Annotated in this window: 13 protein-coding genes; 6 read left to right on the top strand and 7 right to left on the bottom strand. The window is 76.1% G+C overall.

Annotated features, from left to right (window positions below; translation table 11 throughout):
• Nucleotides 1-116: 116 nt before the first annotated feature.
• Nucleotides 117-3,149 (bottom strand): UPF0182 family protein, encoded by a 3,033-nt coding sequence (locus tag K5O09_RS14140; RefSeq protein ID WP_222170122.1) that lies wholly within the window; start codon nt 3,147-3,149, stop codon nt 117-119.
• Between the two features lie 236 nt (nt 3,150-3,385).
• Here K5O09_RS14140 and K5O09_RS14145 point away from each other — a divergent pair, with 236 nt between their 5' ends.
• Nucleotides 3,386-4,006, top strand: a complete 621-nt coding sequence (locus K5O09_RS14145) for a PPA1309 family protein (RefSeq protein WP_370635458.1) — start codon at nt 3,386-3,388, stop codon at nt 4,004-4,006.
• 13 nt (nt 4,007-4,019) lie between these two features.
• Here K5O09_RS14145 and K5O09_RS14150 read toward each other — a convergent pair whose 3' ends face one another.
• Nucleotides 4,020-5,189, bottom strand: a complete 1,170-nt coding sequence (locus K5O09_RS14150; protein WP_222170123.1) for a PDZ domain-containing protein — start codon at nt 5,187-5,189, stop codon at nt 4,020-4,022.
• A gap of 138 nt (nt 5,190-5,327) precedes the next feature.
• Between K5O09_RS14150 and K5O09_RS14155 the strand changes: the two genes are divergently transcribed.
• Nucleotides 5,328-6,803 (top strand): zinc-dependent metalloprotease, encoded by a 1,476-nt coding sequence (locus K5O09_RS14155; RefSeq protein ID WP_222170124.1) that lies wholly within the window; start codon nt 5,328-5,330, stop codon nt 6,801-6,803.
• 40 nt (nt 6,804-6,843) lie between these two features.
• Here K5O09_RS14155 and K5O09_RS14160 read toward each other — a convergent pair whose 3' ends face one another.
• The gene (locus K5O09_RS14160; protein ID WP_222172813.1) at nt 6,844-7,422 is read right to left on the bottom strand and encodes a YgjP-like metallopeptidase domain-containing protein; all 579 of its coding nucleotides are present in this window, start codon (nt 7,420-7,422) and stop codon (nt 6,844-6,846) included.
• Between the two features lie 238 nt (nt 7,423-7,660).
• Between K5O09_RS14160 and K5O09_RS14165 the strand changes: the two genes are divergently transcribed.
• Nucleotides 7,661-7,819: a DUF5679 domain-containing protein gene (locus K5O09_RS14165; RefSeq protein ID WP_147794224.1), complete on the top strand. Its 159-nt coding sequence runs from the start codon at nt 7,661-7,663 to the stop codon at nt 7,817-7,819.
• A gap of 83 nt (nt 7,820-7,902) precedes the next feature.
• Nucleotides 7,903-8,883, top strand: coding sequence for a ThiF family adenylyltransferase (locus K5O09_RS14170; RefSeq protein WP_222170125.1), 981 nt, complete (start codon nt 7,903-7,905; stop codon nt 8,881-8,883).
• 19 nt (nt 8,884-8,902) lie between these two features.
• On the opposite strand, the gene K5O09_RS14175 is transcribed toward K5O09_RS14170, so the two are convergent.
• The 3 genes from K5O09_RS14175 to K5O09_RS14185 all read right to left on the bottom strand — a co-directional run bounded on the left by K5O09_RS14175 (nt 8,903) and on the right by K5O09_RS14185 (nt 11,812).
• Nucleotides 8,903-9,250: a WhiB family transcriptional regulator gene (locus K5O09_RS14175; RefSeq protein ID WP_222170126.1), complete on the bottom strand. Its 348-nt coding sequence runs from the start codon at nt 9,248-9,250 to the stop codon at nt 8,903-8,905.
• Between the two features lie 134 nt (nt 9,251-9,384).
• A complete protein-coding gene (locus tag K5O09_RS14180) occupies nt 9,385-9,588 on the bottom strand; it encodes a hypothetical protein (protein ID WP_222170127.1) in 204 nt (67 codons plus the stop codon).
• 154 nt (nt 9,589-9,742) lie between these two features.
• Nucleotides 9,743-11,812, bottom strand: a complete 2,070-nt coding sequence (locus K5O09_RS14185; RefSeq protein WP_222170128.1) for an ATP-dependent helicase — start codon at nt 11,810-11,812, stop codon at nt 9,743-9,745.
• Nucleotides 11,813-11,932: 120 nt separating this feature from the next.
• On the opposite strand from K5O09_RS14185, the gene K5O09_RS14190 reads away from it, so the two are divergent.
• The gene (locus tag K5O09_RS14190; RefSeq protein WP_222170129.1) at nt 11,933-12,199 is read left to right on the top strand and encodes a mycoredoxin; all 267 of its coding nucleotides are present in this window, start codon (nt 11,933-11,935) and stop codon (nt 12,197-12,199) included.
• A 45-nt stretch (nt 12,200-12,244) separates the two neighbouring features.
• Here the strand turns inward: K5O09_RS14190 and nudC are convergent, their stop codons facing one another.
• Nucleotides 12,245-13,390 carry an NAD(+) diphosphatase gene (gene nudC, locus K5O09_RS14195; protein WP_222170130.1) on the bottom strand — a complete coding sequence of 382 codons (1,146 nt, stop codon included), beginning with the start codon at nt 13,388-13,390 and terminating at the stop codon, nt 12,245-12,247.
• Between the two features lie 161 nt (nt 13,391-13,551).
• On the opposite strand from nudC, the gene K5O09_RS14200 reads away from it, so the two are divergent.
• Nucleotides 13,552-14,487, top strand: a complete 936-nt coding sequence (locus K5O09_RS14200; RefSeq protein WP_222170131.1) for a phosphotransferase — start codon at nt 13,552-13,554, stop codon at nt 14,485-14,487.
• Nucleotides 14,488-14,550: the final 63 nt, after the last annotated feature.

The raw sequence follows: 14,550 nt of genomic DNA on the forward strand, positions 1-14,550 counted from the left end.
CGGGGCGTGGTGCGCTCGGTCACAGCTCCCCCGTGGCCGGCCGTCCCACCACCGGGCGGGACGACGTCGGGCCGGCCCCCGCAGGAGCCGGCCCGACGTCGTGCGCCTGCCGCCGGTCAGCCCCCGGCGTTCAGGTCGTTGTCGGCGGCCACGGCCGCGTCCAGCGCCGCCTGCAGCCGGTCCTGGGCCTCGCCGTAGGCGGCGAAGTCGCCGTCCGCGAGCGCCCGCTGGCCGTCGAGGATCGCCTGGTTGGCGTCCTCGAGCGCCTGGCTGAGCCGGGTCTGCGCGTCCGCGCTGTCGCCGCCGTCCGCCGGTGCGGTCGGCGTCGGCGCCGGGGTGGCGCTGCCGTCACCCGTGTCGCCGCCCGCGTCCCCACCGGTGTCGCCGTCGGTGGGCGGCGGGGCGATCTCGTTGCCGGCGTCGCCCGCCTGGGTGCCGTCGTCCCCGCCGAACACCTGGTCCAGCGCCTCGTCGAGGGTGCTGGCGAACCCGATCTCGTCGCCGAACGCCACGAGCACGCGCTGCAGCAGCGGGAACTGCGTGCCGGTGGCCGCCTGGACGTACACGGGCTGCACGTACAGCAGGCCGCCGCCGACGGGCAGCGTGAGCAGGTTGCCCTGGATGACCTCGGAGTCGCCCTGCCGCAGCAGGTTGAGCTGCTGGGAGACCTCGGGGTTCGACGTGAAGTTGTTGTTCATCTGGTTGGGCCCGGGCACCGTGGAGTCACGCGGCAGCTCGAGCAGCCGGATCTTCCCGTAGCCCTCCGCGGGTTCCCCGGCTGCGGACCCCGCCTCGGCGTCGACCGCGACGTACCCGGTGAGCACGTCGCGGGCGTTCGCACCGGCCGGCACGTACGACGACATGAGCGAGAACGCCGCGGCGTCCTGCCCGGGCATCTCGAGCGTCAGGTAGTACGGCGGCTGCGCGACGTTCTGGTCCCCGGCGGTCGGGTCGTTCGGCGTGCGCCACGCGTCGTTGCCGGAGAAGAACTGACCGGGGTCGGTCACGTGGTACGTGCCGAGCAGCGTGCGCTGCACCTTGAACAGGTCCTCGGGGTACCGGATGTGGTTCATGAGCTCGGAGCTGATCTCCGACACCGGGGAGAGCGACGTGTCGAACACCTTGCTCCACGCCTGGAGCACCGGGTCCTCGGCGTCCCACGCGTAGAGGGTGACCGAGCCGTCGTAGGCGTCGACCGTGGCCTTCACCGAGTTGCGGATGTAGTTCACCGTCTCGGGCTGCAGGGCCTCGATGGTCGCGGACGCCTGCGTGAGGGAGTCGGTCGTCGCGTCCTCGAGGGACTGCGCGGCGGCGTACGGGTACTGGTCCGACGTGGTGTACCCGTCCACGATCCACTTGACCCGGCCGTCGACCACCGCGGGGTACACGCGGCCGTCGAGCGTCAGGTACGGCGCCACCTTCTGCACGCGGTCCACCGGGGTGCGGTCGTAGAGGATCTGCGACTCGGGCGTGACGCGCTCGGAGAACAGGATCTGCTCCGAGCCGAACTTGATCGCGTAGAGCAGCTTGTTCCACAGGGAGCCGATGGACGGGCCGGCCGAGACCTCGTCCGTCGGGAACGAGGTGTTCACGGCGCCACCGGACTCGTCGTCCGGGTAGTCGAGCTCCCACTCCTGGCCGTCGGGCGCGCCGACGATCGAGTACGTGGGCGAGCTCTGGCCGAAGTAGATGCGCGGCTCGTACTCCCCCATCTGACCGGACGACGGGATGCCGCCCTCCCAGAACTCGGGCGCCCCGGTCGAGGTCGTGGTGTTGCCGTAGGCGGCGACGACGCCGAAGCCGTGCGTGTACACGGTGGTGTCGTTGGTCCAGTTGCGGCGCTGCTGGTCCAGGCCGTCCAGGTCGAGCTCGCGCACCGCGATGACCGTGTCGCGGCTCTCGTCCTCGATGTCGTACCGGTCGACCGACAGCGTGTCGGGGAACGAGTAGAACCCGCGGATCTGCTCGAGCTGCCGGAACGAGTCGGAGACGACCTGCGGGTCCAGCAGCCGGATCGACGCGGTGGTCTCGGCGTCCTCGCGCAGCGCGCCCGGCTCGGCGGTGACGCTCGCGTCGTAGTCGGTGGTCTCCACGTCCTCGAGGTCGTACGCCGCGAGGGTCGCGTCGATGTTGCGCTGGATGTACGGCGCCTCGGCGTCCTGCTGGTTCGGGTTCACCTGGAACCGCTGGACGACCGCCGGGTAGATGCCGCCGATCGCGATGGCCGACACCACCATGACGCCCACGCCCAGCGCGGGGATCCGCCACGTGCCGCGCACCGCCGTGATCACGAACATGACGGCCACGAGCAGCGCCACGACCGCCAGGATGCCCTTGGACGGGATCACGGCGTTCACGTCGGTGTAGGACGCACCCTCGAACCGGTCGCCCTCGCGCGTGAGGATCGAGTACCGGTCGAGGAAGTAGTTGGCCGCGATGAGCACCATGAGCACCGCCGCGACGGACGACAGGTGCACCCGGGCGGCGCGCGTCATGCGGGGCGCCGCGCTGGAGCCGCCGACCCGGAAGCCGCCGTACAGGTACTGCGTCGCGACGCCGGCGATCCCGGCGAGGACGGTGACGGCCATGAGGAAGCTGACGACGAACCGCATGCCGGGCAGCTCGAACATGTAGAACGAGAGGTCCATCCCCCACTGGGGGTCGTCCGTGCCGACCTCGGTGCTGTGCAGCCAGAGCTGGATGGTGCTCCACTGCTGGGACGCGGCGATGCCGGCGAACAGCCCGAGGACGGCCGGCCCGGCGACCAGCACCACCCGACGCAGCGGCTCGATCGCCTCGCGGTAGGAGTCGAGGCTGATCTGCTCCTGGTTGGACGGCGCGTAGACGGGCCGCGTGCGGTAGCCGACCGCGAGGCTCGCGAACACCGCCCCACCCATGACGAGGAAGCCGGCGACGAACAGTGCGGCGCGGGTCAGCCACTGGGTCCACAGCACCTCGGCGAACCCGAGCTGGTCGAACCACAGCACCTCGGTCCACACCTGGGCGAGGACGAGCACCGCGAGCACCACGAGGGCGAGCACGACGACCGTGATGGCGATGGGGCTCGGGCGGCGGCGGCCGGCCCCTCGGGGCGGCCGGGGCGGGCGCGGTCCCCGCGGTGGTCGGGCGGACGGGTTGGCGAAGGTCACGGCCTTGAGGTCCTCGTCGTCGGGTACGGGGTGGAGCGCGCACGCACCGGGCACACCCGGCGCACACGCTGAGCACAACGCGCCAGGTGTCACCCAGGTTCCCACACGCAGGACGGCCCGCGCCGGTGGTCCCCGGCCCGCCCCGGGGCACGGCCGTCGGCACGGGCGGCCCTGTGGCCGTCCCCCTCGCCCCTCCGCGCCCCGCCGGCCGGGCGCGGGACCCGCGGGGTGGGAGGATGGCGGCCGTGAGCGACGCACCGCAGACCCCCGACGCCCCGCAGCACGACGCGACACCCGCACCGGGACCCGCCGCGGGTCCCGAGGGCGCGGCGCAGCGCGCGCTCGCCGAGGCGGTGGCCGAGGTCGAGCGGCACGTGGCGACCGGCGGCTGGGACGGGCCGGTGCGGGTGTTCGCCCTGGTGCGCACGCAGGCCGCGCTCGACGCCGAGCCCGCGCTCGCGTCGCAGCTCCCGCCGGCGGTGCTGTCCGCCGCCGCGTCGGACGCCCACCACCTGACGTCGATCGAGCAGGAGGGCCTGCCGGCGAGCGACGACCTGGAGGGGCTGCTCGGCGCGATCGCGTGGCCCGCCGGCGTGGACGGCGCGGCGCTGACGGTCGAGCGGATCGTGCTGCCGCCCGAGGCCGAGCAGGACCTGCCCCCCGACCCGGACCAGGCGCTGTCCGCCCTCCTCGCGCACCCGCAGCGGCAGGACGTGCGGCTGGCCGTCGGCGTGCTGCGCGACGGGCCGTCGTGGTGCGCGGTGCGGCAGCGGGCCGCCGACCGGGACGACGCCGTGGGTCAGGGAGCCGACGTGGTGCCCGGGCTGGTCGAGGCGCTGCGGGCGACGTTCGCCTGACGGGGGCCGGGGGTCAGCCCTCGGCGTCGCCGGTCGTGCAGGACGGCAGGTCGCCGGTCTCCCCGGCGCCGATCGCCGCGACGGCCTCCCGTGCCTCGTGCAGGGTGCTGATGCGCACGACGTCCAGCCCGTCCGGCACGTGCCCGACGACCTCGTCGCAGTTGTCCGCCGGCGCGAGGAACCAGCGCGCCCCGTCCCGCAGCGCGCCGGCCATCTTCTGCCGGATCCCGCCGATCGGGCCGACGTCGCCGTTGAGGTCCATCGTCCCGGTGCCGGCGATGACCTGCCCCGCCGCCTCGTCCTCGGGCGTCAGGCGGTCGATGATCCCGAGGGCGAACATGGTGCCCGCGCTGGACCCCCCGATCCGGTCGATCTGGATGGTGACGTCCACCGGCGGGTCGAACTCCGGGTCGATGTAGACGCCCAGCTGGCTGCCGTCGCCGTCCTCGCGCTCGCCGGTCACGACGTCCAGGTCGACGTCCGCGCCGTCGCGCCGGACGCCGAGCGTCACGGTGGCCCCGGGCGCGGTGGCGGCGAGCAGGTCGATGAGCTGGCCGTACGACGTGAGCGCCGTGCCGTCGTAGTCGAGCAGCACGTCGCCGGGTTCGACGACGCCCTCGGCGCCCGATCCCGGGACGGCGTCGTGCACGGTCAGGGTGACGGGCACGTCGTACCCGAGCTCCTCCAGCGCGGCCACCGTCGCGTTCTCCTGCGAGGACACCATCTGCGCCTCGTTCTGCTGGTCGAGCTGCTCCTGCGTGGCGTCCTGCGGGAACACCGACTCGACCGGCACCACGAGCTGCGACGGGCTGACCCAGCCCGCGAGCACCCCGAGCACGCTCGAGGGGTACCCCGGGCCGCCGGTCGTCGAGACCGTCGTGAGCCGCAGCTCCCCGGTCGCGTCGTACGTCGGCGCCCCGTCGATCGTGATGAGCTCGGTGCCGTCGTGCGAGCCGAGCGTGTCGAGCGTCGGGCCCGGCGAGTTGACCGCGTAGGGCACCGGCATGAGCAGCAGGACCACGAGCAGCACAGCCGCAGCCAGCGAGCCCCCGGACAGCAGCACCGCGCGCCGTGTCACCGGCGGCACCGCGAGCGCGTCGGCGGCGGGGTCCGTGCCGGGGGCGGTCAGGGCGTCGTCCCCCGCGGCGGGCGGCTCCGGCGGCAGGTCGGGCTGGGCGTGCACCGGACGATCATGCCCCACCCCGCTGTGCGGGGGTCGGCGGCGGGGGCCGTGCGCCCTGAGCGAACCGCGGCGGCCTCCTGGTCACGGCGCGGGAGGCGGTGGTTACGGTGGCACCACCACGAGCCCCGGGAGCACCGCATGACCTCCGACGACCCGCGCCAGCCCGAGCCCACCGGCGGATCCGCCTGGGAGCAGATGCTGCGCCAGATGTTCGGCCCCGACGCGGACGAGGCGCTGCGCCAGATGCGGGAGCAGGGCCTCGATCCTGCCGAGATGGCACGGGCCTCCGGCCTGCCGGACGACCCGGCGCTGGTGGACCAGGTGGTCGCCCAGGTGCAGCGGATGCTCGCGGGCAGCGGTGACGACCCGGTGAACTGGGACGTCGCGCACGACCTGGCGCGGCAGGTCGCGGTGCAGGGCGGCGACCCGACCGTGACCCCCGCCGAGGCCCGGCAGGCGGCGGACGCGCTGGGCGTCGCCGAGCTGTGGCTGGACGCCGCGACCGACCTGCCGCCCGCGGGCGGCCGGGTGCACGCCCTCTCCCGCTCCGAGTGGGTCGAGCAGACGCTGCCGACGTGGCGCACCCTCACCGAGCCGGTCGCGACGTCGATGTCCACCGCCCTGGCCACCACGCTCGCCGACCAGCTCCCGGGCCAGCTCCCCGAGGGCCTCGCGCTGCCGGCGGGCCCGGGCGGCGGCGCCCTCGACCCCGCCGCGATGATGCGGCAGCTCGGTGCGCTGGTGTTCGGCATGCAGGTCGGGCAGGCGGCCGGCTCGCTGTCCCGCGAGGTGTTCGGCCTCACCGACGTCGGTCTGCCGCTGGTCGCCGAGCCCGCGACCGCCCTGGTGCCGCGCAACGTCGCGGAGTTCGCCGACGGGCTGGACGTGCCGCTCGAGGAGGTCCGGCTCTTCCTCGCGCTGCGCGAGGCCGCGCACGCCCGGCTGTTCACGCACGTCACCTGGCTGCGCGGGCACCTGCTGGCCGCGGTCGACGCCTACGCGCGCGGCATCAGCATCGACCTGGAGAGCCTCGAGGAGTCGGTCCGCTCGATCGACCCCACGGACCCGGCCGCGCTGCAGGGCGCGCTGTCGTCCGGTGTGTTCGCACCGCAGACCACGCCCGAGCAGCAGGCCGTGCTGGCCCGGCTGGAGACCGCGCTGGCCCTCGTCGAGGGCTGGGTGGACGAGGTCGTCGCGACCGCGGCGCTCCCGCACCTGCCGCACAGCGTCGCGCTCCGGGAGATGATCCGCCGCCGCCGCGCCGCCGGAGGGCCCGCCGAGCAGACGTTCGCCACGCTCGTCGGCCTCGAGCTGCGCCCCCGCCGCTCGCGCGACGCCGCCGCGCTGTGGGCGCACATCGCCCGCGAGCAGGGCCCGGGCGCGCGCGACGCCGTGTGGGACCACCCGGACCTGCTGCCGACGGCCGAGGACCTGGACGACCCCACCGGCTACGCCGAGCGCCGGTCCGCCGCCCAGGACGAGCACGCCGACCTGGACCGGGCGCTGGCGGAGATCCTCGACGAGGACACGACCGGCACGGGCGGGCCGGGCGGCGGTGAGGCGACAGGCGGCGAGACCGGCGCGGACGGGGACGGGGACGGCACCACGCGCTGAACCGCGACGTGGCCGCGCGGCCCCGGCCGCACGCCGAGGCTCAGTCCGCCTCGGGGGCCGGTTCGGGGTCGGTGCCCGCGCCGTCGACCGGGTCGCCGGGCGCGCGCTCGGCGAACGAGTAGCCCTCGAGGAACCCCCGCGCCCGCTCGGTGCGCGGGTACGTCGTCAGCTCCGCCCAGAACTCCGGCCCGTGCCCCGCGTGCAGCAGGTGCGCGAGCTCGTGCAGCAGCACGTAGTCGGTCACCCACGACGGCATCCCGCGCAGCCGGTCGGACAGCCGGATGCTGCCGTCCGCCACGGTGCAGGACCCCCAGCGCCGGCCCTGGTTCCCGGACCACCGGACGCTCGAGGGGACCGCGCGCCCGCCCAGGTAACGGGCGGACAGCTCGGACGCGCGCCGCACCAGCTGGTCGTCGGACGGCCGGCGGCGCTGCTCCTGGGTGGCGAGCCGGTCGAGCATGCGGCGCACCCACTCGCGCTCCTGCGCCCGGGTGAACCGGGCGGGGATCGCGACGACCGTCCGGCCGCCCTCGCGGTAGGCGGTCACCGTCCGCGAGCGCCGGCGCGAGCGGCGCACCTCGACGGGGCCGAGCCGGGGGTCCGGGTCGTCCGCGGGCACCGCCGCTGGAGCTGTCACCGGGACGACCCCGGGCGCAGCCGAGGCAGCCGGGACGCCCGGCGCCGGGTGGTGCTCCCTCGACGGCTGCACGACCAGCACGGTAGCCGGTCGCGGTCCGGCGATCGAGCGACGTCCCGGACGCCGGCGGCTCCGAACACCTGCCGGACCACCCCTCGTGCGTGGATACTGGCCCGGGCGCCGGGGTCCCGGCGTGCCACCACGACACGAGGAGTGCGACATGGCCGAGACCTACGCCGGCGAGTTCTACTGCGTGAAGTGCAAGGAGAAGCGCCAGGCGGAGGGCGAGGTCGTCGTGTCCGAGTCCGGGCGCCGCATGGCCAAGGCGACCTGCCCGGTGTGCAGCACCAAGCTGAACCGCATCCTCGGCAAGGCCTGACCGACCCGACCTGTGGACGACGGCTCCCGCCCTCGTCCGGCGTGCCACCGTGGTGGTGGCCGACGGGACGGGGGTGGGACGCCGTGCAGCTCAGAGCGGGGCTCCGCGTGGTCCGACGGGCGCCCGACGAGGTGCAGCTCGGCACGGACAGCCGCTGGGCGGTGCGCGTGCGCGGGCTCACCCCGGAGCAGGCCGACCGGCTGGTCCGCACCGGTGACCGGCCGCTCGACCCGTGGCTGCCGGCCTCTCTGATCGACGACCTCGCCACGGCGGGCGTCCTCCGGCCCAGCCGCCGGCGCCCACCGCGCGTACCCCCGGCCGCCGCGCCGGACGCGTACGCGTACGCCCTCACCCGCGCGGCCGACGACGGCACGGACGTGCTGCGGGCTCGCGCCCGGGCGACGGTCGCCGTCACGGGGCTGGGGCGCACGGGCCTCGCGCTGGTGAGCGCGCTGGCGACGGCAGGGGTCGGCGCGCTCGAGCTCGCCGACGACAGCCCGGTGCGGCCGTCCGACGTCGGCACGGGGGCGTCCCCGGCGCACGTCGGCCGGCCACGCGCCGAGACCGCCGCCGAGGTGCTGCACGCGCTCGCCCCGCACGTGCGGCTGCGGACGCCCGGTCGGGCGGTGCCCGACGTCGCCGTCACCGTGTCGGCGGACGTCGCCGACCCCGGCACGGCGCTGGGCCTGCTGACCGCGGGCGTGCCGCACCTGCCGGTCGTGCTGCGGGAGGCCGACGCGCTCGTCGGACCGTTCGTGCAGCCCGGCGCGCCCGGCCTGCCCTGCCTGCGCTGCCTCGACCTGCACCAGGCCCGCGCGGACCCCGCGTGGCCGGTGGTGCTCGCGCAGCTCGCCCACCGGGAGCGGCCCGACCGCACGGGAGTGCCGGCCGCGCTGGCGACCGTCGCCGCCGGGCTCGCCGCGGCGGAGGTGCTGACGCGCCTCGACGGCGGGACCCCGCGCACCGCGGGCGGACGCTACGAGATCGCCCTGCCCGCGGTGGAACCCCGGGTGCGCCGGTGGGCGGCGCACCCGGACTGCGGGTGCGCCGCCCTCGTGCCGTGACACGGTCGGTGCCTGCGGGTCAGGCAGCCGGGCTGGCGTCCTTGCGGGGCCGGCCACGACCGCGCTTCACGGCGACGACCTGCCCCCCGACGAAGACCTCCCCGCCCCAGACGCCCCACGGCTCCTGGCGCTCGACGGCGCCGGCGAGGCAGCCCTCCAGCAGCGGGCAGGTCCGGCAGAGCGCCTTCGCCTGCTCGACCTCGGCGGTGCGCTCGGCGAACCAGAGCTCCGGGTCGTTCGACCGGCACGGGATGAGCCCGGCGACGAGGGCGTCGAACTGCACGTCGGCGGCGCTGGCGTTCTCGGCGGGGGGCCAGGGTCCGGAACCGCCCTGGTTGACCGTGTCGAGCAGCGTGGTGAGCCGCACGGTGTCCTCCTGATGACTGACGAGGTGAGACGAGGGAGCGGGTGGATCCCGCGTCTCGCCCCTCCCGCAGCGGGAGAAGGACGAAGGCCGTGGAATCCGGTGGACTCCACGGCCTGGTCGGTTCGGTCATCGACTCAGATGACCGGACCTCCAGGGAGGGAGTCGGGGGCGAGCGACAGATCGCGCTTGCGCAGCCGGGGAGCGCCGCCGAGCGCCGGGCCGAAGCCGGTGCCGCGGACGGCGGCGGACACAGTGGTCCCCTGGTGCGTGCCGGGGGTCGGTGCCAGGTACGGCAGCGCGAACGCGCCCACGCCGATCTCGTTGATCATGATCTTCACCGCACCTCACCTCCTCCGGGTTCGCGGGCCGGCTGCTCGCACAGCACGGCCTTCCATCAGGACTCGATCACCGTAGAGGGGCCCGCCCGGGGCGCACAACCGAATTACCGGAGAAACTTCCGACGGGTCCCGCAGGTCCCCCGTCCGGCCCCTCTCACCGGGGCGTCGTCACGCCGTCCGCCGGGGTGCCGGTCGCCCCGGCGGCGCCCGCCCCGCGACCGCGCCCGGCGACGAGCGCGAGCAGCTCCGGCCCGTACCGGTCGATCTTCGCCGGTCCGATGCCCTGCACGCGCGCGAGCTCGGGCACGCTCGACGGGCGCAGCTCCGCGATCGCCGCGAGGGTCGCGTCCCCGAGCACCGTGTACGACGGCTTCGACGTGCGGCGGGCGAGGTCGGCGCGCCACGCGTGCAGCGCGGCGAGCAGCTCGGGGTCCGCGTCCCCGGTGAGGCGCGGGGCCGACCGGGCGCGTCCGTCACCGAACCTCGCGCGGCCCTCCTGCGGCCACAGCCCGTCGAGGAACCGGGAACGGCGGCGCGTGGCCCGGCCGCCCGGCGTGCGCGACCGCGCGTACGAGAGCTCCAGGTGCGCGCGGGCGCGGGTGATCCCGACGTAGAGCAGCCGCCGCTCCTCCGCGACGTCGCCCGCCGTGTCGGCCGACGCCCACGGCACCAGGCCCTCGGACAGGCCCGTGAGGAACACCGCGTCCCACTCGAGTCCCTTGGCGGCGTGCAGCGAGGCGAGCGTCACGCCCTCGACGGTGGGGGCGTGCTGCGCGGCGGCGCGCTCGTCGAGGTCCGCGACGAGGTCGGCGACGGTCGCGGTGCCACCGGTGCGACCGGCCGCCGCCGCGAGGTCGTCCGCGAGCGCCACCAGCGCGTGCAGCGTGTCCCACCGCTCCCGCGCGGCACCGCGCGCCGCGGGCGGCTCGTCGGTCCAGCCGGCGGACCGCAGCGCGTCGCGGACGGTCTCCGGCATCGGGGTCTCCGGGTCCGCCGCGAGCGCCGCGCCGCGCAGCCGCACGATCGCGTCGCGGACCTCCTGCCGGGCGAAGAACCGCTCGCCGCCGCGCAGCACGTACCCGATGCCCACCGCGGCGAGCGCCTGCTCGAACGCCTCGGACTGCGCGTTGGTGCGGTACAGCACCGCGATCTCGCTCGGTCGCGTCCCGGCGGCGACCAGCCGGCCGATGCGCGTCGCGACGCCGGCGGCCTCCGCCTCGTCGTCGTCGTACACGGCGAACCGGACCGGCCCCGCCGACGGCCGCTGCGCGACGAGCTCGAGCGGCTCCCAGCGCGCCGAACGGTCCTTCGGGGCCCGGCGCAGCACCTCGTTCGCGAGCCCGACCACCTGCGGCGTCGACCGGTAGTCGCGCACGAGGCGCACGACCTGCGCCTGCGGGTGCTCGGCGGTGAAGCGCGTCAGGTAGTGCGGCGTCGCGCCGGCGAACGAGTAGATCGTCTGGCTCGGGTCGCCGACCACGCACAGCTCGTCACGCCCGCCGAGCCACTGCTCGAGCAGGAACTTCTGCAGCGGGGAGATGTCCTGGTACTCGTCGACGACGAACCGGCGGTACTGGCGCCGCACCTCGTCGGCGACGGCCCCGTTCTCGACGAGCATCCCGGCGAGCAGCCAGAGGATGTCCTCCATGTCCATGACGCCGCGCGCGTCCTTGGCGTCCTCGTACGCCGTGATGAGCCGCGCGACGGCGTGGTGGTCGTGCCCCGCCGGCGCCGGACGGTCCGCGGCGGCGGCCGCGCGCACGTAGTCCTCGGCCGTGATGCGCGAGACCTTCGCCCACTCGATCTCCGACGCGAGGTCCCGCACCGACACGCGGTCCACCGCCAGGCCCAGCCGGTGGCAGGCGTCGGCGACCACGGGCGCCTTCTGCGCGAGCACCGACGGCACCGCCCCGCCGACGACCTTCGGCCAGAAGTACCGGAGCTGGCGCAGCGCGGCGGAGTGGAACGTCCGCGCCTGGACGCCCGCCACGCCGAGGTCCCGCAGCCGGGTGCGCATCTCGCCCGCCGCGCGGGCGGTGAACGTCACCGCGAGCACGCTCGTCGGCGCGTACGCACCCGTCCGCACGCCGTACGCGATGCGGTGGGTGATGGCGCGCGTCTTGCCCGTCCCGGCACCCGCGAGCACGCACACCGGCCCTGTCAGCGCACGGGCGACCTCGCGCTGGTCGGGGTCGAGGGCGTCGAGCAGGTCGTCGGCAGGCATCGCACCGATCCTCGCACCCCGCACCGACAGGTCGCGTCGTCGTCCCCAGGCCCGGGAAGATGGGGCGGTCCCCCGGCGTTGCCCCGGGTGGCACGACCGACCGAGCGACGAAGGCTGACGATGACCACCACGCAGGACCTGCCCGCCGCGGGCACCGTGACGATGTACTCGACGACCTGGTGCGGCTACTGCCGCCGGCTCAAGACGCAGCTCGACTCCGCGGGCATCGCGTACAGCGAGGTCGACATCGAGCAGCAGCCGGACGCCGCGGCGTTCGTCGAGCAGGTCAACGGCGGCAACCAGACCGTGCCCACCGTGCTGTTCCCGGACGGCAGCGCGGCGACGAACCCGTCCCTGGTGCAGGTCAAGGAGCGCCTCGGCGCGTGACGCCGCCGCGCGGGCCCGTCCGGGGTCCCGGCCGGGGCGAGCGGCTCAGCGCGCCGCACCCCGGGCCCGCCGCCCGACGGCCGGCGCCGGGGCGGCCGGGTCCCGGGACGTCCCGCCGCCCGGGACCGCGGACTCGTCGGCGGTCGCGGGCGGGCCACCCGCCGCCGCGCCTGCGCCCTCGGGCGGCACGGCGCCGCGGTTCCACCCGTCCCGCAGGGGGTCGCCCGGCAGCGGGCCGCCGAACCAGTCCTCGATGAGGGCCCGGGCGATCGACGTCCCCGGCGGCAGCACCACCGTGCCCCGCCCGACCTCGGCCCGCAGCGTGTCCCGGTCGAACCAGCGCGCGGCCCGCAGCTCGTCGCCGTCCACCGTGATCTGCGTGGTCAGCGCACGCGCCCGGAAGCCGAGCATCAGCGACGCGGGGAACGGCCAGGGCTGGCTGCCCCGGTACTCGACCTCCCCGACCACCACCGCCGACTCCTCGCGCACCTCGCGCCGGATCGCGTGCTCGACGGACTCGCCCGGTTCCACGAACCCCGCCAGCGTCGAGAACCGGTGCGTGGGCCACGCCGCCGAGTTCGCGAGCAGCAGGCGGTCGTCGTCGTCGACCACCGCCATGATCACCGCGGGGTCCGTGCGCGGGTAGTGGTCGGAGCCGTCCGCGACGCAGCGCCGGACCCACCCGCTCTGCACCGTGTACGTCACCGCGCCGCACCGCGGGCAGCGCGGGTGCCGCACGTGCCACTCGTACAGCGCGACAGCCGCGGTCGCGAGGCCGGCGTCCCGCGCCGACAGCTCGCCGCCGACCTCACGGAGGGCGGTCCACCCGTCGCCGGCGGGCAGCGCCGCCGCGACCCCCTCGGGGACGTGGTGCGCGAGGTACGCCGGCCCGGTGGGCCGGCGCTCGCCGGGCGCCACGCCGGGCACCTGGTCCGCGTCGTCGTAGCCGAGGAACGCCCAGCGCTCCGCCAGCGACCCGCTGGGCGCGCGCAGGGCCGCCTCCTGCGGCGGGTACAGGGCGAGCGCGCGGCGGCGACCGGGCCGCGACCTGGTCACGACACGGCCCCCGGAGACGAGCAGCACCCGGGTCGACGGGTCGTCGAGCAGCCGGCCCAGCAGGTCCTCGTCGCCGCGGAGGTCGGCCGCGCGGTCCGTGACCGTGCGGGACAGGGGGAGGTCGGAGGCGAACACGCCGCCACCGTACGCGTCGCGCGCGGGGGCTGCGCAGCGCGCCCGCGCCGCTCCCGGGCGGCGCCCGGCCGACGACCGCGGGGCACGCCGACGACACCGCAGGACACGCCCAGGATCCGAGCCGGGCGGCCGCGGGCGGGCGCGGGTCCTACCCTGGGACGGTGCGTTCACCCCTCGCCCTCGCCGCCCTCGCGACCGTCGCCGTCCCCGGCTTCGACGCGCGCGAGGTGCGACCCGGAGGCGGCTCCGGGGACGACGACGTCGCGCTCGTGACCGACACCCAGCGACGGCACTGGGTCGTCCGTGCACCCCGCTCGGCGGCGGCCGGGGCGGCGCTCGAGGCCGAGCTGGTGCTGCTGGGCGCGCTCGCCGAGCAGGTCGACGCCGGTCGCCTGCCGTTCGACGTGCCGCGGGTGGTGGGCGCGGCCCCCCTCGAGGAGGGCGGCCGCGTGGTCGTGCACCGCGAGCTGCCCGGCCGTGAGATCGCGCTCGAGCGGCTGCAGCCGGGGCCGGGCGTCGCCGCGTCCCTCGGCCGGTCGATCGCCGCGCTCCACGAGCTGCCCGTCTCGGTCGTCGAGGACGCCGGGCTGCCGGTGTACGACGCGGCCGCCTACCGCGAGCGCCGCCAGGCCGAGGTCGACGAGGCCGCCCGCACCGGGCGGGTGCCCGCCACGCTGCTGCGCCGGTGGGAGGAGCGCCTCGAGGACGTCTCCCTGTGGAAGTTCATCCCGACCGTCGTGCACGGCGACCTGTCGGCGGACCACGTGCTGGTGGCGGACGGTGCCGTCACCGGCGTGGTCGCGTGGGGCGAGGCGAAGGTGGCGGACCCCGCGGACGACCTGGCGTGGCTGCTCGTCGCCGCCCCACAGGAGGCGGTGGACTCCGTCATGGAGGCCTACCAGCTGCGGCGCACCGAGCTGAAGGACCCGCACCTCGCGGAGCGCGCGCTGCTCGCCGGGGAGCTGGCGCTGGCACGGTGGCTGCTGTACGGCGTGCGGTCCGGCGACGACGAGGTGGTCGCGGACGCCGTGCAGATGCTCGACGAGCTCGACGAGCAGACCCGCGACGTGGCCGAGCCGGGCACCGCCTCGAGCTGAGCCGACGGGCGGACGGCAGCGGCTCGGGCAGGCTGCAGCCGCAGGTCCGGCCGCGGCGGGCGG

It is taken from the genome of Cellulomonas sp. C5510 (assembly GCF_019797765.1).
GTDB lineage: Bacteria > Actinomycetota > Actinomycetes > Actinomycetales > Cellulomonadaceae > Cellulomonas.

Excerpts from the sequence above, each read along its gene's own strand:
- K5O09_RS14145 (WP_370635458.1), top strand. The coding sequence starts at position 3,386 with ATGGCGGCCGTGAGCGACGCACCGCAGACCCCCGACGCCCCGCAGCAC.
- K5O09_RS14155 (WP_222170124.1), top strand. The coding sequence starts at position 5,328 with ATGACCTCCGACGACCCGCGCCAGCCCGAGCCCACCGGCGGATCCGCC.
- K5O09_RS14165 (WP_147794224.1), top strand. The coding sequence starts at position 7,661 with ATGGCCGAGACCTACGCCGGCGAGTTCTACTGCGTGAAGTGCAAGGAG.
- K5O09_RS14185 (WP_222170128.1), bottom strand. The coding sequence starts at position 11,812 with ATGCCTGCCGACGACCTGCTCGACGCCCTCGACCCCGACCAGCGCGAG.
- K5O09_RS14190 (WP_222170129.1), top strand. The coding sequence starts at position 11,933 with ATGACCACCACGCAGGACCTGCCCGCCGCGGGCACCGTGACGATGTAC.